The 18,445-nt window shown below is 71.4% G+C and carries 17 protein-coding genes; 13 read left to right on the forward strand and 4 right to left on the reverse strand.

Going from position 1 to position 18,445, the window contains the following annotated elements; genetic code table 11:
- Positions 1-164 precede the first annotated feature (164 nt).
- The 9 genes from ACFV5H_RS02330 (at position 165) to ACFV5H_RS02370 (ending at position 9,933) form a co-directional block, all read left to right on the forward strand.
- Complete coding sequence (locus ACFV5H_RS02330) at positions 165-962, forward strand: hypothetical protein (protein WP_385047032.1); 798 nt, start codon at positions 165-167, stop codon at positions 960-962.
- A 181-nt stretch (positions 963-1,143) separates the two neighbouring features.
- Positions 1,144-1,899, forward strand: coding sequence for a YcnI family protein (locus ACFV5H_RS02335; protein WP_385047030.1), 756 nt, complete (start codon positions 1,144-1,146; stop codon positions 1,897-1,899).
- A gap of 93 nt (positions 1,900-1,992) precedes the next feature.
- The gene (locus ACFV5H_RS02340) at positions 1,993-2,649 is read left to right on the forward strand and encodes an SCO family protein (protein ID WP_385047027.1); all 657 of its coding nucleotides are present in this window, start codon (positions 1,993-1,995) and stop codon (positions 2,647-2,649) included.
- Positions 2,646-3,095: a copper chaperone PCu(A)C gene (locus ACFV5H_RS02345; RefSeq protein WP_385047024.1), complete on the forward strand. Its 450-nt coding sequence runs from the start codon at positions 2,646-2,648 to the stop codon at positions 3,093-3,095. Before ACFV5H_RS02340 ends, ACFV5H_RS02345 begins: the two co-directional genes overlap by 4 nt.
- A 13-nt stretch (positions 3,096-3,108) precedes the next feature.
- A complete protein-coding gene (locus ACFV5H_RS02350; RefSeq protein WP_385192351.1) occupies positions 3,109-5,013 on the forward strand; it encodes a copper resistance CopC/CopD family protein in 1,905 nt (634 codons plus the stop codon).
- Between the two features lie 6 nt (positions 5,014-5,019).
- Positions 5,020-6,306: an iron uptake transporter deferrochelatase/peroxidase subunit gene (gene efeB, locus ACFV5H_RS02355; protein WP_385192354.1), complete on the forward strand. Its 1,287-nt coding sequence runs from the start codon at positions 5,020-5,022 to the stop codon at positions 6,304-6,306.
- A gap of 70 nt (positions 6,307-6,376) precedes the next feature.
- Positions 6,377-7,309, forward strand: coding sequence for a prephenate dehydratase (pheA, locus tag ACFV5H_RS02360; RefSeq protein ID WP_385047015.1), 933 nt, complete (start codon positions 6,377-6,379; stop codon positions 7,307-7,309).
- Positions 7,310-7,846: 537 nt separating this feature from the next.
- Positions 7,847-9,124 carry a serine--tRNA ligase gene (gene serS / locus ACFV5H_RS02365; RefSeq protein ID WP_385047012.1) on the forward strand — a complete coding sequence of 426 codons (1,278 nt, stop codon included), beginning with the start codon at positions 7,847-7,849 and terminating at the stop codon, positions 9,122-9,124.
- On the forward strand, positions 9,121-9,933 hold the full coding sequence (locus ACFV5H_RS02370) for an HAD family hydrolase (RefSeq protein WP_385047009.1): 813 nt from the start codon (positions 9,121-9,123) through the stop codon (positions 9,931-9,933). Before serS ends, ACFV5H_RS02370 begins: the two co-directional genes overlap by 4 nt.
- 445 nt (positions 9,934-10,378) lie before the next feature.
- On the opposite strand, the gene ACFV5H_RS02375 is transcribed toward ACFV5H_RS02370, so the two are convergent.
- Genes ACFV5H_RS02375 through ACFV5H_RS02390 form a run of 4 tightly spaced genes read right to left on the reverse strand, consistent with a single transcriptional unit; the run spans position 10,379 to position 13,904 of the window.
- Positions 10,379-11,098, reverse strand: coding sequence for an ABC transporter permease subunit (locus ACFV5H_RS02375; protein ID WP_073933376.1), 720 nt, complete (start codon positions 11,096-11,098; stop codon positions 10,379-10,381).
- A 10-nt stretch (positions 11,099-11,108) separates the two neighbouring features.
- Positions 11,109-12,020, reverse strand: coding sequence for an ABC transporter ATP-binding protein (locus ACFV5H_RS02380; RefSeq protein ID WP_385047006.1), 912 nt, complete (start codon positions 12,018-12,020; stop codon positions 11,109-11,111).
- Entirely contained in the window at positions 12,017-12,931 is a 915-nt protein-coding gene (locus tag ACFV5H_RS02385; protein ID WP_385047003.1) for an ABC transporter permease, read from the reverse strand. Before ACFV5H_RS02385 ends, ACFV5H_RS02380 begins: the two co-directional genes overlap by 4 nt.
- A complete protein-coding gene (locus ACFV5H_RS02390; protein WP_385047000.1) occupies positions 12,921-13,904 on the reverse strand; it encodes an ABC transporter ATP-binding protein in 984 nt (327 codons plus the stop codon). The genes ACFV5H_RS02385 and ACFV5H_RS02390 overlap by 11 nt, the downstream gene beginning before the upstream one ends.
- Before the next feature lie 158 nt (positions 13,905-14,062).
- Here ACFV5H_RS02390 and ACFV5H_RS02395 point away from each other — a divergent pair, with 158 nt between their 5' ends.
- The 4 genes from ACFV5H_RS02395 to ACFV5H_RS02410 all read left to right on the forward strand — a co-directional run bounded on the left by ACFV5H_RS02395 (position 14,063) and on the right by ACFV5H_RS02410 (position 18,445).
- Positions 14,063-15,823, forward strand: coding sequence for an SDR family oxidoreductase (locus ACFV5H_RS02395; protein ID WP_385192357.1), 1,761 nt, complete (start codon positions 14,063-14,065; stop codon positions 15,821-15,823).
- 132 nt (positions 15,824-15,955) lie between these two features.
- Complete coding sequence (locus tag ACFV5H_RS02400; RefSeq protein WP_385046994.1) at positions 15,956-16,504, forward strand: RNA 2'-phosphotransferase; 549 nt, start codon at positions 15,956-15,958, stop codon at positions 16,502-16,504.
- Positions 16,505-16,567: 63 nt separating this feature from the next.
- Entirely contained in the window at positions 16,568-17,470 is a 903-nt protein-coding gene (locus tag ACFV5H_RS02405; protein WP_385046991.1) for an LLM class flavin-dependent oxidoreductase, read from the forward strand.
- An 87-nt stretch (positions 17,471-17,557) separates the two neighbouring features.
- The gene (locus tag ACFV5H_RS02410) at positions 17,558-18,445 is read left to right on the forward strand and encodes an HAD hydrolase family protein (protein ID WP_385046988.1); all 888 of its coding nucleotides are present in this window, start codon (positions 17,558-17,560) and stop codon (positions 18,443-18,445) included.

The following is an 18,445-nucleotide window of genomic DNA, read 5'->3' on the forward strand; positions in this document are numbered from 1 at the left end:
TCCGTAAGCGTGGAGTTGACGTGACACCGCCCATATGGCGGGTGTGTCGTGGATCCGATCGGTGTATGTGGGGCGTGTCGTAGCAGATGTGATCTTCCGGTCGTACCTCATCTTGCGGACCTGCCGTACGACGGCCGGTGGGCCGGTGCGATGATGAGCGCGCCATGTCTGCCCCCCACCCGTGTACGACACGCTCCGGACGAGGCCTCCGGATCCTGCGGGCCGCGGTGTTCGCCGCGGTCTGCGTCGTGCTGGCCGGGGCAGGGCACACGCTCGCCTCCTGCACCGCCGTACCGCTGTGGACCCTGGGCGCGGGCTTCCTCGGGGTCCTCGCGGTCGCCGCGCCGCTCTCCGGACGCGCGCGGTCGCTGCCGGGGATCGCGGTGCTGCTGGCCTGCGGCCAGACGGCCCTGCACACACTGTTCGGCCTGGGGCAGCACGGCACGCCCGCCACGGGTTCGTCGTCCGCGCTCTCCGACGCCGCACTGGTCGAGCGGGCCGCGCGGCTGCTGTGCGGGACCACCGCGGCGGGGCTCAGTCCCGCGCAGGCCGAGCGCGTCCTCATCGACGCGCGGGTCCACCACGCCGGGGCCGCCACCCACGCGGAGACCGCCGCGGACGCCCCGGCGTCCCTGCTGCCGTCACTGCCGATGCTGCTCGGCCACGTCCTCGCGGCGCTGGCCGCGGGATGGCTGCTGCGCCACGGTGACCTGGCCCTGCTGCGGCTGGCAGAACTGTCGGCGCACGGTGTCGCCGAGGGGGCCCTCGTACGGTCCCTCCGCGCGGCGCTCGCCCTGGTGCGTGCTCTGCGCTCCGGGCTCCCGGGAGCACCGGAAGGGACCCCGCGCATGGCGCGCACCGCGCTGTTCGCCCCGCTTCCGCCCCGTTCCGCCGGACTGCACCACACGGTGATCCGCCGGGGCCCGCCGGCCGCCGGCACCGCACTCGCTCTCGCCGCCTGACGCAAGGCGACCACCACTCCGGGTTTTCTCGGCCGAGGAGAGGGGCGCCGGCGTGCGGCACGCGCGCGTGCGGCCGTTTCCGTGTGCGCCCGGCCGTCCTGCCCGAAGGGCCCGTCCGGCCGTACGCGCGGCACATCCCTCACCGTCAGTGAAACCTCAACCGAAGCGGAGTGCTTCTGCCATGAAGGCTTCCCGTATCGCCGCCGCCGTCGCCGTCGCCGGTGTCGCCGTTCTCGCTGTGTCCACCCCTTCCTTCGCGCACGTCAGCGTGCAGCCGGAGGGCGAGGCCGCGAAGGGCGGCTACGCGGTCGTCGGCTTCAAGGTCCCCAACGAGCGGGACAACGCCTCGACCACCAAGCTCGAGGTCACCTTCCCCACGGACCACCCGCTGGCGTCCGTGATGCCGCAGCCGGTCGAGGGCTGGGACGTCAAGGTCACCACGTCCAAGCTGGACAAGCCGCTGGAGATGCACGGCAAGAAGATCGACGAGGCCGTCTCCAAGGTCACCTGGACCGCCAAGGGCGACGGCATCGAGCCCGGCTTCTTCCAGAAGTTCCCGGTGTCCGTCGGCACGTTGCCCGAGGACGCCGACGAACTCGTCTTCAAGGCCCTGCAGACGTACTCCGACAAGGAGGTCGTCCGCTGGATCGAGGTGCCGCAGGAGGGCCAGGAGGAGCCCGAGCACCCGGCCCCTGTGCTCACCCTGTCCGAGGCCTCCGAGGACGGCCACTCGCACGGTGCCGCGGACGACGACAAGGCCTCCGACGACGCCGCGGCGGCCGAGAACGCCTCCGCCCAGACCTCCGCCTCCGACGACGAGGGCGACTCCGGCGGCACGGACACCACCGCCCGCGTCCTGGGCGTCGTCGGCATCGTGGTCGGCGCCGCGGGCGTCGCCTACGGCGTCCTCGCCGGTCGCCGGCGCACCACCGCCTGACCACCTCCCTCTTCTTCAACGGCGCGCACCGGGCCGCCCACGGCCCCGTGGCCTCCCGGTGCGCGCCGGAGCACTCACCTCTCAGGACCATTCATGCGCAAGAAGACCTTCGCGGCCGCGGCCCTGCTCGCCGTCGCCTCCCTCACCCTCTCCGCCTGCGGGAGCGGGTCCGGCGACAGCGGCGACCCCGTCGCCGTGGTGTCCGAGGAGGCCGGCGCCCGGAAGGCGGCCACCGTCCTCGACAAGCCGTTCGAGAAGCCGGACCTCGTCCTCACCGACACCGACGGCGAGGAGTACGACCTCCGCGAGCAGACCGCGGGCCGGCCCACGCTGATCTACTTCGGCTACACGCACTGCCCCGACGTCTGTCCGCTGACGATGAACAACCTCGCCGTGGCCAAGAAGCAGCTGTCCCAGGAGCAGCAGGACGAGCTGCGGATCGTGTTCGTCACCACCGACCCGGAGCGTGACACCTCCGCCGCGCTGGGCAAGTGGCTCAAGGGCATCGACTCCCAGGTCGTCGGCCTGACCGGCGACTTCGACACCATCCAGGCCGGTGCCCGCACCCTCGGCATCTCGATCGACCCGCCACGCAAGGACGACAACGGCAAGACCGTCTCCGACCACGGCACCCAGGTCATCGCCTTCTCGCCGAAGACCGACGGCGGGTACGTCCTCTACGGCGAGGACGCCACCGTCGAGGACTACACCAAGGACCTCCCCGAGATCATCAAGGGCGAGAACCCGTGAGGCGCCCGGCAGCCGCGGCCCTGGTCGTCGCCGGGGCGCTGGCCCTGGCCGGCTGCGGCGGCTCGGACGGCGGTGCGGCGGAGCTGTCCGTCGGCTCCGCGTACATGCCGCAGCCGATCTCCGACATGGCCGCCGGCTTCCTCACCATCACCAACGACGGCGACTCCGCGGACCGGCTGACCTCGGTCAGCAGCGACGTCGCCGACCAGGTCACCGTGCACGAGACCGTCGACGGGGCCATGCAGGAGGCCGAGGCCCTCGACATCCCGGCCCACGGCAGCCTGGTGCTGGAGAGCGGCGGCAGCCATCTGATGTTCGAGCAGCTGAAGCGGAAGCCGAAGCAGGGTCAGAAGGTCTCCGTCGAGCTGCGCTTCGCCGAGTCGGACCCCGTCACGGTCGAGATCCCGGTGAAGCCCGCCACCTACACCCCGAAGACCGGACACTGAGGGAGACACCCCTGTGACCCAGACCATCGCCCCCCGCGTGCGGACCCTGGTGCTGCTGCTCCTGGCGGTCCTCGGCGCGCTCCTCGCCGGAGCCGCTCCCGCCTCCGCGCACGCCGCGCTGACCGGCAGCGATCCCGGGCAGGGGGCGGCGGTCGACACGGCGCCCACCCAGGTCTCGCTCACCTTCTCCGAACAGATCGCGGTGAGCGCCGACGCCGTGCGCGTCCTCGACCCCAAGGGCAAGCGGGTCGACAAGGGCGACCCGGCCAACCTCAGCGGCACGACGTACACCGTGCGGCTGCTCAGCGGGCTGCCCGACGGCACCTACACCGTGGCCTACCAGGTGGTGTCCGCGGACAGCCATCCCGTCGCCGGTGCCTTCACCTTCTCCATCGGCGCCCCTTCCGAGACCTCCGTCTCCGCCTCCGCGCAGGCCTCCGACGACGGCCTGGTCGGCTGGCTGTACGGCATCGGCCGCTACGTGTCGTACGCCGGCTTCGCCGTCATGGCCGGCGGGGCCGCCTTCGTGCTCGCCTGCTGGGGGCGTGGCGCCGGGGTGCGGGCGGTGCAGCGGCTGGTCGTCTCCGGATGGCTGGCGCTCACCGCGGCCACGCTCGCGCTGCTGCTCCTGCGCGGCTCCTACACCACCTCCGGGGCGGTCGGCGACGTCTTCGACCTGTCGCTGCTCGGGGACGTGCTCCAGACGAAGACCGGCGCGGCACTGGTGTCCCGGCTGCTGCTGCTCGCCGCGGCGGCCCTGTTCATCGCGGTGCTGTTCGGCGCCTACGACAAGCGGGAAGCCGAGGAGAAGCGGGACCTGACCTTCGGACTGGCGATCGGCGGGATGGTCGTGGCGGCCGGGATCGCCGCGAGCTGGGCGATGTCCGAGCACGCCTCCCAGGGACTCCAGCCGGGTGTCGCCATGTCCGTCGACGTGCTCCACCTGCTGGCCGTCGCCGCCTGGCTCGGCGGACTCACCGCCTTGCTCGTCGCGCTCTACCGGGCGCCCGCCGGCACCCCGGTCGACCGGGACGCCGTCCAGCGGTTCTCACGGCTCGCCTTCGGCAGCGTGGTGGCGCTGGTCGTCACCGGCGTCTACCAGAGCTGGCGACAGCTCGGCTCCTGGTCGGCGTTCACCGACACCCGGTACGGGCAGCTGCTGCTCGCCAAGATCGGGCTCGTGGTGGTGATGGTCGCGATCGCCTCGATCTCGCGGCGCTGGACGGCGCGGCTGGCGGAGGCGTCGGCCCCGGCGGCGCGCGAGGAGGAGAAGAAGGAGAAGCAGCCGGCAGGGGCAGGCAAGGCCACCGGGGCCGAAAAGGGCGGCGACGCCCGGGCCGCTCAGCTCGCCCGGCAGCGGGCCGCGATGGAGAGCGCCCGGCAGAAGCGGCTGCGCGACGCCGACCCCGACCGCTTCGGTCTGCGCCGCTCCGTACTCGCCGAGGCGGGCATCGCCGTCGTCCTGCTCGCCGTCACCACCGTGCTGACGCAGACCGAGCCGGGGCGCACCGAGCAGGAGGCCGCGGCGGCCACCTCCGCCTCGTCCTCGTCGTCCGCCCCGACCGGCCAGGGCACCGGCGCGGTGACGCTGAACATGCCCTTCGACACCGGCGGCGAGAACGGCAAGGGCGTCGTCACGGTCGACCTCGACCCCGCTCGGGTCGGCGACAACGACATGCACGTCTATGTGGAGGGCCCGGACGGCCAGGCCGTCGACATCCCCGAGGTGAAGGTCGCCTTCACCCTCTCCGCCAAGGACATCGGGCCGCTGCCCGTCGTCCCCGACCACATCACCACCGGACACTGGTCGGCGAGCGGAGTACAGATCCCCATGACGGGCGACTGGAAGGTCGAGGTGACCGTGCGGACCTCCGACATCGACCAGGTGACCGTCTCGAAGAACACGAAGATCGGCTGAACCACCATGGCTGACCAGACCCTTCCGCAGGCCCGGACCTCCGGGGCACCCCAGGAGGAGCCCGGGGACCGGACCACCGGGAACGGCATCTCCCGGCGCCGGCTGCTCGGCACGGCCGGTGCCACCGGGCTCGTCCTCGGGGCGGCGGGCGGGGCCGCGGGATACGCGGCGGCGCCCGCCGGAGCCACCCCGCTGACGTCGGTGGGCGACAGCCGGGTCGAGTTTCACGTGAAACATCAGCCCGGCATCACCCAGCCGCTCCAGGCCCGCGGCCATCTCATCGCCTTCGACCTCGCCCCAGGGGCCGGACGCAAGGAGGCTGCCGCCCTGCTGCGCCGCTGGTCGGACACCGCCCGTCGGCTGATGGCGGGCGAGGCCGGCGCGCAGGACGACACCGGCGTGGCCCGTGACGCCGGCCCCTCCTCACTGACCCTCACCTTCGGCTTCGGCCACAGCTTCTTCGCGCGCACCGGTCTGGAGAAGCAGCGCCCGGTCGCCCTGGACCCGCTGCCCGACTTCTCCTCCGACCATCTCGACAAGACCCGCAGCAACGGCGACCTGTGGGTGCAGATCGGCGCCGACGACGCCCTCGTGGCCTTCCACGCCCTGCGCGCCGTCCAGAAGGACGCGGGCTCGGCGGCGAAGGTGCGCTGGCAGATGAACGGCTTCAACCGCTCACCCGGCGCCACCGCTCACCCCATGACCGCCCGCAACCTGATGGGCCAGGTCGACGGCACCCGCAACCCCAAGCCCGCCGAGTCCGACTTCGACGAGCGGGTCTTCGTCCCCGGAAAGGGCGAGCCGGCCTGGATGGCGAACGGCTCCTACGTCGTCGTACGTCGTATCCGCATGCTGCTGGACGACTGGGAGAAGCTGCCGGTCAAGGAGCAGGAGAGCGTCATCGGGCGCCGCAAGTCCGACGGGGCGCCGCTGTCCGGGGGCACCGAGACGTCCGAGATGGACCTGGAGAAGACGGATTCCCGGGGCAACCTGGTCGTCCCGATCAACGCCCACGCGAGGATCACCCGGCCCGACCAGAACGGCGGCGCCGCCATGCTCCGCCGCCCGTTCTCGTACCACGACGGCATCGACGCGGACGGGGCGCCGGACGCGGGGCTGCTGTTCATCTGCTGGCAGGCCGATCCGCTGCGCGGCTTCGTGCCGGTGCAGCGCAAGCTCGACCGGGGCGACGCCCTGACGCCGTTCGTCCGCCACGAGGCGAGCGGGCTGTTCGCGGTGCCGGGCGGCGCGGCGGAGGGAGAGTATGTGGGGCAGCGACTGCTGGAGGGGTGAGAACCGTCCCGTGTCACCCCTGAGGGCTCTGGCGGAGCTGCCGTCGGCCGGGGCCCATTAGGGTGAGGTCATGCCAGCGAGCTATGCGTATCTCGGACCAGAGGGCACCTTCACCGAAGTCGCCCTGCGCACGCTTCCCGAGGCGGCCACCCGTGAGCTGATCCCGTACGTGTCCGTGCAGTCCGCGCTCGACGCGGTGCGCGTCGGCGAGGCCGAGGCCGCGTTCGTCCCCATCGAGAACTCCGTCGAGGGCGGTATCACCACCACCCTCGACGAACTGGTCGCGGGCACCCCGCTGATGATCTACCGCGAGGTGCTGCTGTCGATCACCTTCGCGCTGCTCGTCCGGCCGGGCACCAGGCTGTCGGACATCAAGACGGTCACCGCCCACCCGGCCGCCCAGCCGCAGGTCCGCAACTGGCTCAAGACGCACCTCCCGGACGCCGTCTGGGAGTCGGCCGCCTCCAACGCGGACGGTGCGCGGCTGGTCCAGGAGGGCCGGTACGACGCCGCCTTCGCCGGTGAGTTCGCCGCCGCCCGGTACGGCCTGGAGGCCCTGGAGACGGAGATCCACGACGCGGAGAACGCCCAGACCCGGTTCGTGCTGGTGGGCCGCCCCGCCCGGCCCGCCGCGCCCACGGGCGCCGACAAGACGTCCGTCGTGCTGTGGCAGCGCGACGACCACCCCGGTGGGCTGCGCGACCTGCTGGGAGAGTTCGCCACCCGTGGCATCAACCTGATGCTGCTCCAGTCCCGGCCGACCGGTGCCGGGATCGGCAACTACTGCTTCTGCATCGACGCCGAGGGACATATCTCGGACCGTCGGATGGCCGAGGCGCTGACGGGGCTCAAGCGGATCTGTCTGCAGGTGCGCTTCCTCGGTTCGTACCCGCGTGCGGACGTACGTCCCGGGGAGGTGCTGCCGCCGTTCCCCGGGACGTCGGACGAGGAGTTCGTGGGGGCGGCGGACTGGGTCGCACGGTGCCAGGACGGGCGGTTCTGACAAGACCGGCCGGTCCTACCTGCTGATTTTCGTTGTCCACAGAAGTTATCCACAGGTCCGCTTCTCCATCTGGGGACAAGTCGACACCGAAGCCCCATCCAGTCGACAAATCGCTCCACAGCGCATGACCTTGTTCATCACCCCGCACATCCCCCTTCGTCCACCCTTTTCCTTTGGTCAACCCTTTGGGGTGAGCCTTTTCCACTCAAAAGTGGGGAGGAGGGGAGTTTGTCCTGGGAATCCTCGGCTTTGATCAGACGTTTCGGAGCGATCAATTCCGGAGTCCACAGACCTTCCCCACACCCTGTGGATAACTCCCCGAGAGTGTGGATACCTGTGGACAACCGAAGCCCAAGTTCCGTGCCGCGCAAGGAATCCTGGTCAACCGACGTCCCGCGAACTGACCCGTTCCAGGGGGAGCGCCCCATTCATTGACCTTGCGGAACATTCTGCGCAATTCCCTCATAACGGCACGTGCGTCGCCGCACCGCAATAGTGAGTCGTGAGGCGTCACCCCGCACCGGTAGCCTTGACCGCGTGATTGACCTTCGCCTGCTTCGTGAGGACCCCGACCGTGTGCGTGCTTCGCAGCGCGCCCGTGGAGAGGACGTCGCGCTCGTCGACGCCCTCCTGTCTGCCGACGAGCGGCGCAGGTCGTCCGGCGTCCGCTTCGACGAGCTGCGCGCCGAGCAGAAGTCGCTCGGCAAGCTCATCCCCAAGGCGGCCGGTGACGAGAAGGCCGAGCTGCTGAAGCGGGCCGGCCAGCTCGCCGCCGACGTCAAGGCGGCCGACGCCGACCGCGACACCGCCGCGAGCGAGACCCAGGAGCTGCTGCTCAGGCTGAGCAACCTCGTCCACCCCGACGTGCCCGTCGGCGGCGAGGAGGACTTCGTCACGCTGGAGACACACGGCGACATCCGTGACTTCGACGCCGAGGGCTTCGCGCCCAAGGACCACCTGGAGCTCGGCCAGCTCCTCGGCGCCATCGACGTCGAGCGCGGCGCCAAGGTCTCGGGCTCCCGCTTCTACTTCCTGACCGGCGTCGGCGCGCTGCTCGAACTCGCCCTGGTGAACGCCGCGATGGCGCAGGCCACGGCCGCCGGCTTCACGCCGATGCTGACCCCCGCGCTGGTGCGCCCCCAGTCGATGGCGGGCACCGGCTTCCTCGGCCAGGCGGCCCAGGACGTCTACCACCTCGACAAGGACGACCTCTACCTGGTCGGCACGTCCGAGGTGGCGCTGGCCGCGTACCACATGGACGAGATCATCGACGCCGACCGGCTGCCGCTGCGGTACGCGGGCTTCTCGCCCTGCTTCCGCCGCGAGGCCGGCTCGCACGGCAAGGACACCCGGGGCATCTTCCGCGTGCACCAGTTCGACAAGGTCGAGATGTTCTCGTACGTCGCCCCGGAGGACTCCCGGGCGGAGCACCAGCGGCTGCTGGAGTGGGAGAAGCAGTGGCTGACCTCGCTGGAGCTGCCGTTCCGCGTGATCGACGTCGCCTCGGGCGACCTGGGCTCCTCGGCCGCGCGTAAGTACGACTGCGAGGCGTGGATCCCGACCCAGGGCAAGTACCGCGAGCTGACCTCGACCTCGGACTGCACCGAGTTCCAGTCGCGCCGGCTGTCGATCCGCGTCCGTGAGGACAAGAAGGTGCGCCCGCTGGCCACGCTCAACGGCACGCTGTGCGCCGTACCGCGCACGATCGTGGCGATCCTGGAGAACCACCAGCAGGCCGACGGCTCCGTGCGCGTGCCCGAAGTGCTGCGTCCGTACCTGGGCGGCCGGGAGATCCTGGAGCCGGTCACCAAGTGAGCACCACCCCCGCGCCCTTCCCGTACCGGCTCATCGCCACCGACCTCGACGGCACGCTGCTGCGGGACGACCACTCGGTCTCCCGCCGCACCCGTGACGCGCTCGCCGCGGCCACCGCGGCGGGCGCCGCACACATCGTCGTCACCGGCCGCGCGGTGCCCTGGACCCGTCCCATACTCGACGACCTCGGCTACGAGGGCCTCGCCGTCTGCGGCCAGGGCGCCCAGGTGTACGACGCCGGGGCGCACCGCCTGCTGACGTCGGTGACCCTGGACCGGCAGCTGGCCGGAGTGGCGCTGGCCAAGATCGAGGCGGAGACCGGCCCGCTGTACCTGGCGGCGAGCCGCGACGGTCTGGACGGCGAGGTGCTGGTCGGTCCCGGTTACGAGGTCGTGGGCGGGCTGCCCGCGACCCCGTTCACGGACGCGTCGGACCTGTGGACGGCGCCCCTGAACAAGCTGTACATCCAGCACCCGACGCTGACCTCGGACGAGCTCGCCGACGCGGCCACCCGCACGGCGGGCGGGTTCGTCACCGTCACCATGGCGGGCGAGGGCATCGTCGAACTGCTCCCGCTCGGCCTGTCCAAGGCCACGGGGCTGTCACTGGCGGCACGCCGGCTGGGCATGAAGGCCGCGGAGACGATCGCCTTCGGCGACATGCCCAACGACATCCCGATGTTCGCCTGGTCCGCCCACGGCGTGGCCATGGCCAACGCCCACGAGGAACTGAAGGCGGTGGCCGACGAGGTGACCACCTCCAACGAGGACGACGGCATCGCGGTAGTGGTGGAGCGGCTGCTCGCGTGACTGCGGGCAATCGTGCCTCCCCTCAGTGCCCAAAGGGCCTGGGAGGTGCCCCCAGCGGCACGGGTGGGCGGCGGGGGCACCTCCCGCTCATGGGGGTCCTTCCCGCTCGAGCGAAGTCGAGAGTGGGGGGCACTCCGCAGGCGCAGGGCTGCGCAGCCCCACCCGCCCCGCCACAACGAAGTCGGGAAGGGCGGCCCACGCGACTGACTGCGCGTGCTCGAAGCGGCCGCCCCGGGCAGTTCCCCGTACGGGCGGACTCAACGGAGCAGTAGGGACGACTCCGGAGTCAGCCACGGGCTGCCCTGACAGGAGTGGGACGTGCCGTGCATGGACACCGTCCCGCTCCCCTCCCCGCAGATGACGCCGGACTTTCCCGGCGATGCGGACACAACCACTCTGCCCGCCGGGCAAGCCGGACGCCACCGAATAAACACGCGAGGGCTCCTCACTCCTCGCCGGCGAGCGTCAGCGACCGCAGCTTCTGCCCGGCGTACCAGGTGGCCAGCACGGTGACCGCGGCCAGCAGCACCGTCGCGGTCGTCAGACCCACGTCCGAGGTGACCAGGTCACCCCCGGAGACCTTCTGCGCCACCGCCAGCGACCACTGCTGGACGCTCAGCGTGCGCGCGCCCGGCACCAGGGAGCCGAACAGCGCCTCCCAGACCAGCGCGTAGACCAGCCCGAACACCACCGCGTGCCGCGAGACCGTGCCGAGCAGCAGGAAGAGCGCCGCGTACGCGATGGAGGCGACCAGCGCGGCCACGGTGTAGGCGACGGCGACCTGCTGGCCGTTGCCGTTCAGGATGAAGCCCGCGATCAGGGTCGGCACCGCCGAGAACACCATGGTGACGGCGATCGCGACGATCAGCTTGGTGTAGATGATGGTCGGCCGCTTGATCGGCTTGGACAGCAGGTAGACCACCGAGCCGTCGTCGATCTCGGGACCGATGGCTCCGGTTCCGGCGATGACACCGATGATCGGCACCATGGTGGCGAGCGCGAGCCCGCCGAGGACGTCGGCCGCGGTCTGGTCGTCGGCGCCGGCGAGGGCGCGCACCGCCAGGGAGATCGCGATCAGCAGCAGGGGCAGGGCGCCCAGGATGAGGGCCCGGCGACGGCCGAGCAGGGCCCGGTAGGTGAGCCGGGCGACTGTGGGGTCGTACATCTTCGGCCTCCTACGCGGCGACGAGATACGAGAAGACGGACTCGAGGGACTCGTCGGACGGCGAGACCGTGAGCAGCCGGATGCCGTGCTCGCGCGCGACCTTCGGCAGCAGGGCGGTGAAGCGGCCGAAGTCGACGGCCTGGATGCGCAGCGCGCCCTCGGCGTGGTCGACCTCGATGCCGGACGTCGACGGGTCGGCGATCAGCGCGGCCGCGAGGGCGCGGTCGTCGCTGGAGCGCACCAGGTAGCGGTGCGGGCGGTCCGTCATCAGGCGGCGGATCCTGCGGAAGTCACCGCTGGCCGCGTGCCGGCCGGCGACGACGACCTCGATGTGCCAGGCGAGCTGTTCGACCTCTTCCAGGATGTGGGAGGAGAACAGCACGGTGCGGCCTTCGTCGCCCATCCGCCGCAGCAGGTCCATGAGCTGCATGCGCTGACGCGGGTCCATGCCGTTGAAGGGCTCGTCGAGGAGGAGCAGCGACGGCTGGTGGACCAGCGCGGACGCCATCTTCACGCGCTGCCGCATGCCCTTGGAGTACGTGGCGATCTTGCGGTCCTGCGCGTACTCCATCTCGACCGTGGCCAGCGCCTGCTGGGCGGCCTTGGCACCCAGACCGTGGAGTTCGGCGTTGGCGAGGACGAATTCGCGGCCGGTGAGGAAGTCGTACATCGCCTCGCGCTCGGGAACGATGCCGATGTGCCGGTAGATGGCCTCGTTGCGCCACACCTGCTGTCCGTCGAGGGTGACGGTGCCGGTGGAGGGGGCGAGGAAGCCGCCCATCATGTTGATGAGGGTGGACTTCCCGGCGCCGTTGGGGCCGAGCAGACCGGTGACGCCGGGGCCGATGGTCATGGTGATGTCGTTGACGGCGACCACGTTGCCGAACCAGCGGGAGACGTGGTCGATGCTGAGCGTGGTCACAATCCCACCTTCTTGTAGCGACGCACCAGGAGGCCGTAGCTCGCGGCGATCAGGCCGAGGGTGAACAGGACGTAGACGACGCCCTCGGCGTTGCTCGGGCCCACCCCGCCCGGGAAGGCGGAGCTCGCTCCCAGGAAGGCGGACTGCACGCCGTCGATGAGGGTGATCGGCGAGAACAGGCCGATCCAGGCGATGCCGTCGCCGCTGTTCTGGGTCTCCGCGATCGCCTGGAGGGTGGAGACCGCACCGTAGGAGATGGTCAGTACGGCGATGACGGCCGCGATGCCGAAGCCGCGGCGCGGGGTGACCGAGGCGATGACCAGGCCGATGCCGGCGAAGAGCAGCGAGAGCAGTGCCACGGAGACGAGTCCCTGCGCGAATCCCTTGGTCTGGTCGGTGAAGTCGAGCTCGGCCAGCAGCGCGCCGATGTACAGCACCAGCAGGGGAGCGGCGGTGAGGACGAACAGGGCCGACGCCAGCGCGGCGAACTTGGCGCGTACGTAGTCGGCGGTCTCGATGGGCCGCGAGAAGTACAGCGGTACGGTCTTGAAGCGCAGGTCGCGCGAGACGGACTGGGGCGCCTGCGAGGCGACGTACAGGCTGATGACGGCCTGCATGACGATCGCGTAGCGGGTGTAGTCGAGGGGCAGTTCCTTGGTCTTGGTGGCGACGGCGACGGCCACCATGATGGCGGCGGGCACGCACATCACCACGAACAGCAGCATCGGCAGCACCTTGGACTTCACCGAGCGGCCGAGGCCGTAGGCGCCGCGCAGGGACTGCGAGTACAGCGAGAGCCTCGCGTAGGAGCGGCCGAGGCGCGGGCCGTCGTAGGAGCGGTAGCCGATGTTGTGGATACGGGTGTCACCCGATGCAGTGGCTGGTGTCTGCATGGACTGCTCAGTTGCCATGGCCGACCGCCTCCTTCCGCTGCGCGTCGCTGTCCGCGTCGTCCTTGAAGACCTCGGAGATGTGGTGCCGGCGCTGTTCCATGCGCACCAGGCCGAGGCCGAGGTCCGCGATGACGTCGCGGACCAGGTCGTAGGTGTCCTCGCCCTGCGCGGTGAGCAGCAGGATGTGTCCGGCGCCCGGCAGTCCGCTGCCGTCCTCGACGGTCACCCCGCGCGCGTGGAGCGCGTCGCGCACCGCGCGGGTGCCGTCCGGGTGCTCGTCGGTGTCGGTGACCTCGATCGCGAGGGTCGTGGTGTTCTGGGTGAAGTCCGTGGTGGAGCTGGAGCGCAGCAGCTTGCCGCCGTCGACGACCACGACGTGGTCGCAGGTGCGCTCCAGTTCGCCCAGCAGGTGGGAGGTGACCAGGACCGAGATGCCGAAATCGGTGTGGATGCGGCGGATCAGGCCGAGCATCTCGTCGCGGCCGACCGGGTCGAGGCCGTTGGTGGGCTCGTCCAGGAAGACCAGCCGGGGGTCGTGCACGAGGGCCTGCGCGAGCTTCACCCGCTGCTTCATGCCGGTGGAGTAGCCGCCCATGGGGCGGTAGCGCTCCTCGTAGAGGCCGACGTGGCGCAGGGTGTCCGCGGTGCGCTCCCGCGCGGCGGTGGGCGGCAGGCCGGACATGCGCGCCATGTGGACGACGAACTCGGTGGCCGAGACGTCCGGCGGCAGGCAGTCGTGCTCCGGCATGTAGCCGACCCGTTCACGGATGGCGGCGCCCTCGGTGGCGACGTCGAGTCCGAGCACTTCGGCGCGGCCCTCGGTGGCGGGGGACAGACCCAGCAGGATCTTGATCAGTGTGGACTTGCCGGCTCCATTGGCTCCGACGAGTCCGGTCACACCGGGCCCGACGTCCACGGAGAGCCGGTCAAGAGCGGTCACCCGGGGGAACCGCTTGCTCAGGCTTTCGGTCACGATCACAGTCACGTCCATGACACTAGTGACCCGTACCACTCCGGTCGTCAGACCGGAGAGCCGTCTTGGTGTCCGTCTGGAGTCGTACGGGCCCGTAGGGGAGCCCTGCCTGAGAGTTATGCACAGGCTCCGGGGCACCGTTGACGGGCTCCGCGACAACTGCCACATTCGCCGGTGTGACGGGACTGAGGGGGGCGCGGGAGCGCCGGGTGCGTACGGGCGGGGTCGAGCTGTGCGTGGCCGAGCTGGGTGAGCGCGGGCGGCCGACGGTCGTCCTGGTGCACGGCTACCCGGACAGCAAGGAGGTGTGGTCGGAGGTCGCGTCCCGGCTCGCCGAGCGTTTCCACGTCGTGGCGTACGACGTCCGGGGCCACGGCCGGTCCACGGCGCCGCGCCCGCTGCGCGGCGGGTTCACCCTGGATAAGCTGACCGACGACTTCCTGGCCGTCGCCGACGCGGTCAGCCCGGACCGGCCGGTGCATCTGGTGGGGCACGACTGGGGTTCGGTGCAGTCCTGGGAGTTCGTCACGGTCGGGCGCACCGCGGGGCGGATCGCCTCCTTCACGTCGATGTCGGGGCCGTCGCTCGACCACTTCGGGCACTGGATCAACCGCCGTCTGAAGCGGCCCACCCCACGCCGGGTCGGCCAGCTGCTGGGCCAGGGCGCCAAGTCCTGGTACGTGTACCTGCTGCACACGCCCGTGCTGCCCGAACTCGCCTGGCGCGGCCCCCTGGGCAGACGCTGGCCGCGGATCCTGGAGCGCGTCGAGAAGGTGCCCGCCGGCGGCGGCTACCCGACCCCGTCCCTGCCGTCGGACGCGGCCCACGGGGCCTGGCTCTACCGGGACAACGTGCGTCCCCGGCTGCGCAGCCCGCGCGCGGACGCCCACGCGCACGCGCCCGTGCAGCTCATCACGCCGCTGGGGGACGCTTTCCTCTCGGAGCGGCTCCACGAGGACCTGGAGCTGTGGGCGCCGCGGCTGACCCGGCGGACGCTGCCGGCCCGGCACTGGATCCCGCGCACCCGCCCCGACCTGCTGGCGACGTGGATCGGCGAGTTCGTGGCGTCCGTGGAGGACGGCCGGCCGGAGGTGACGCCTCCGGGCCGGTACGCCGACCGCTTCGGCGGGCAGCTGGTCCTGGTCACCGGGGCGGGCAGCGGGATCGGGCGGGCGACCGCGCTCGCCTTCGCGGAGGCGGGCGCGCGCGTGCTGGCGGTCGACCGGGACGCGGAGGCCGCGGCCCGTACCGCCGGGGAGGCCCGCGGTCGCGGAGCGGCGGCGGCCTGGGCGGAGACGGCGGACGTGTCCGACGAGCAGGCCATGGAGAAGCTCGCCGAGCGGGTCACCACCGAGTACGGCGTGGTGGACGTGCTGGTGAACAACGCCGGCATCGGGCTGGGCGGCTCCTTCTTCGACACCACCCCGGAGGACTGGAGGAAGGTCCTCGACGTCAATCTGTGGGGGGTGATCCACGGCTGCCGGCTCTTCGGGCGGCGGATGGCCGAGCGCGGACAGGGCGGCCACATCGTCAACGTCGCCTCGGCGGCGGCGTTCCAGCCGTCCAGGGCGCTGCCCGCCTACAGCACGTCCAAGGCGGCGGTGCTGATGCTGAACGAGTGCCTGCGGGCGGAGCTGTCGGGCCGGGACATCGGTGTGACGGCGGTGTGCCCCGGTTTCGTGAACACCTCCATCACCTCCACCGCGCGCTTCGCGGGTGTGGACGCCGAGGAGGAGCGGCGGCTGCGCAAGCGGGCGGCCCGCCTGTACGGACTGCGGAACTATCCGCCGGAGAAGGTCGCCGCCGCGATCCTGCGGGCGGTGGCGCGTGACGAGGCGGTGGTGCCGGTCACCCCGGAGGCACGGACGGCGTACGCGCTGTCGCGGTGGATGCCGGAGGTGCTGCGGAGGATCGCGCGGGTGAAGCCGCCGATGTGAGGCCGGCCGGTGTGAGGCCGGTTGTCCACAGTGAGCGCCAATTCTCCTGTGGATAACCGTACTTGGCTGTGGATCAAACCTCTGGAGCTAAATCGATCGCGTGATGCGCGTCTCTCCCGGCAATCTGGACGGATGGATGAAAGACGCACCGTGAAGGTGTCGAAGTACCTCTCCAAGCATCTGCGCCATCAGCCCGAGAGGATCGGGCTCGCCCTCGACGAGGGCGGCTGGGTCGAGATCGAGGCGCTGATCGCCGCGGCGTCCGCGCACGGCTTCCGGTTCACCCGGGAGGAACTGGACCATGTCGTCGCCGCCAACGACAAGCGGCGCTTCGCCGTCGAGGGCACCCGGATCCGCGCCAGCCAGGGCCACAGCGTCGAGGTCGACCTCGGCCTGGCACCGGCCGTCCCGCCGCCGTACCTGTACCACGGCACCGTCGCCCGGAACCTGGAGGCGATCCGCGCCGAGGGGCTGCGGCCCATGAACCGGCACGACGTGCACCTCTCCGCCGACCGCGAGACGGCGACCCGCGTCGGCGCCCGCCGGGGCCGCCCGGTCGTGCTGTCCGTGGACGCGGCCGCCATGCACCGGGACGGCCATGTCTTCCACATGAGCGCCAACGGCGTGTGGCTGACCCGGGCCGTGCCGAGCCGGTATCTGCGGTTTCCCGCGAGCCACTGAGGCGGAACACGGACGGCGTGATCGTTTCACGTGAAACACGGCTCGCCGCATAGGCTCGGTGACATGACTCTGCGCCTGAGCACCGTGATCCTCCCGTACCGCCGCTGGCACGAAGGCAGCCGTGAGGCCTGGGAGCGCGCCGAGGAACTCGGTTTCCACACGGGGTACACCTACGACCACCTGTCCTGGCGCACCTTCCGGGACGGCCCCTGGTTCGGCGCCGTTCCCACCCTGACCGCCGCCGCGGCCGTGACCGACCGGATGCGGCTGGGCACGCTGGTGACCTCGCCGAACTTCCGGCACCCGGTGACCCTCGCCAAGGAGCTCATCTCCCTCGACGACATCTCCGGCGGGCGCGTCACGCTCGGGATCGGCGCGGGCGGCACCGGCTTCGACGCCACGGCGCTCGGCCAGGAGCCCTGGACACCCCGCGAGCGCGCCGACCGCTTCGCCGAGTTCGTCCCGCTGCTCGACCGGCTGCTCACCGAGGACTCGGTGTCGTACGAGGGCGACTTCTACGCGGCGCACGAGGCGCGCAACATCCCGGGCTGTGTGCAGCGGCCCCGGCTGCCGTTCGCCGTGGCGGCCACCGGACCGCGCGGACTGCGGCTCGCGGCACGCCACGGGCAGGCCTGGGTGACCACGGGCGATCCCCGGCTGTACGAGAACGGCACGCCCGAACAGTCGGTTCAGGCCATTCGCGGCCAGGCGGAGAAGCTGGCCGACGCCTGCGCCGAGCTGGGCCGGGACGTGACCGGGCTGGACAAGATCCTGCTCACCGGATTCACCCCGGACCGGGGCCGTCCGCTGGAGTCCCTGGACGCCTTCGTCGACTTCGCGGGCCGCCACGCCGAGCTGGGATTCGCCGAGATCGTGATCCACTGGCCCATCCCCGACTCGGACTTCGCCGCGGACCGGAAGGTCTTCGAACGGATCGCCATGGAGGCGCCGGCGCAGCTGCGGTGACCCCGGCTGCCCCGGGGTGCGGGAAAGACCGCTGGTGACGGCGGTAACCACTCAGATGTGCGGAGTCCCGCACGGCCGTGCGGGCATATGCGGGACAATGACCGGGTGACCTCAGCGACCCGACAGCCCGAGACCCAGGCAGCCCCCACTCGACCGCGGCTCATCGCCACCGACCTCGACGGCACCCTGCTGCGCGACGACAAGTCGGTGTCCCCGCGCACCGTCGCCGCGCTCGCCGCCGCCGAGGAGGCGGGCATCGAGGTCTTCTTCGTCACCGGCCGCCCGGCCCGCTGGATGGACGTCGTCAGCGACCACGTCCACGGTCACGGCCTCGCCATCTGCGGCAACGGCGCGGCCGTCGTCGACCTGCACGGCGGCCCCGGCGCGCACCGCTTCGTGAAGGTGCGCGAGCTGCCCCGGAGGAACGCGCTGGACGCCGTACGGCTGCTGCGCGAGGCGGCGCCGGGCACGGTGTACGCCGTGGAGCAGACCTTCGGCTTCAACCAGGAGCCGGCGTACCCGAAGCTGCACATGGAGGTCCCGGACACGCTCGCTCCCGCCGAGGAGCTGCTGGCCCCGGACTCCCACACCGCCGGCGAGCCGGTGCTCAAGATCCTCGCCCACCACCCCGATCTCGACCCCGACGCCTTCCTGACCCTGGCCCGGCTCGCCGTCGGCGACCGTGCCAACGTCACCCGCTCCAGCCCCAGCGCCCTGCTGGAGATCAGCGGCCCCGAGGTGTCCAAGGCCAGCACGCTCGCCCTGTGCTGTGCCGAGCGGGGCATCTCGCACGAGGAGGTCGTCGCCTTCGGTGACATGCCGAACGACGTCGAGATGCTGACCTGGGCCGGCCGTTCCTACGCGATGGGCAACGCCCACCCGGACGTGATCGCCGCCGCCTCGGGCCGCACGGTCGCCAACAACGACGACGGGGTGGCCGTGGTGATCGAGCGGCTGCTGAACGAGCACCCGTAG

The organism is Streptomyces sp. NPDC059787 (genome assembly GCF_042732315.1).
Taxonomy (GTDB): domain Bacteria; phylum Actinomycetota; class Actinomycetes; order Streptomycetales; family Streptomycetaceae; genus Streptomyces; species Streptomyces atrovirens.

Excerpts from the sequence above, each read along its gene's own strand:
- ACFV5H_RS02330 (WP_385047032.1), top strand. The coding sequence starts at position 165 with ATGTCTGCCCCCCACCCGTGTACGACACGCTCCGGACGAGGCCTCCGG.
- ACFV5H_RS02335 (WP_385047030.1), top strand. The coding sequence starts at position 1,144 with ATGAAGGCTTCCCGTATCGCCGCCGCCGTCGCCGTCGCCGGTGTCGCC.
- ACFV5H_RS02340 (WP_385047027.1), top strand. The coding sequence starts at position 1,993 with ATGCGCAAGAAGACCTTCGCGGCCGCGGCCCTGCTCGCCGTCGCCTCC.
- efeB (WP_385192354.1), top strand. The coding sequence starts at position 5,020 with ATGGCTGACCAGACCCTTCCGCAGGCCCGGACCTCCGGGGCACCCCAG.
- pheA (WP_385047015.1), top strand. The coding sequence starts at position 6,377 with ATGCCAGCGAGCTATGCGTATCTCGGACCAGAGGGCACCTTCACCGAA.
- ACFV5H_RS02375 (WP_073933376.1), bottom strand. The coding sequence starts at position 11,098 with ATGTACGACCCCACAGTCGCCCGGCTCACCTACCGGGCCCTGCTCGGC.
- ACFV5H_RS02385 (WP_385047003.1), bottom strand. The coding sequence starts at position 12,931 with ATGGCAACTGAGCAGTCCATGCAGACACCAGCCACTGCATCGGGTGAC.
- ACFV5H_RS02390 (WP_385047000.1), bottom strand. The coding sequence starts at position 13,904 with ATGGACGTGACTGTGATCGTGACCGAAAGCCTGAGCAAGCGGTTCCCC.
- ACFV5H_RS02400 (WP_385046994.1), top strand. The coding sequence starts at position 15,956 with ATGGATGAAAGACGCACCGTGAAGGTGTCGAAGTACCTCTCCAAGCAT.
- ACFV5H_RS02405 (WP_385046991.1), top strand. The coding sequence starts at position 16,568 with ATGACTCTGCGCCTGAGCACCGTGATCCTCCCGTACCGCCGCTGGCAC.
- ACFV5H_RS02410 (WP_385046988.1), top strand. The coding sequence starts at position 17,558 with ATGCGGGACAATGACCGGGTGACCTCAGCGACCCGACAGCCCGAGACC.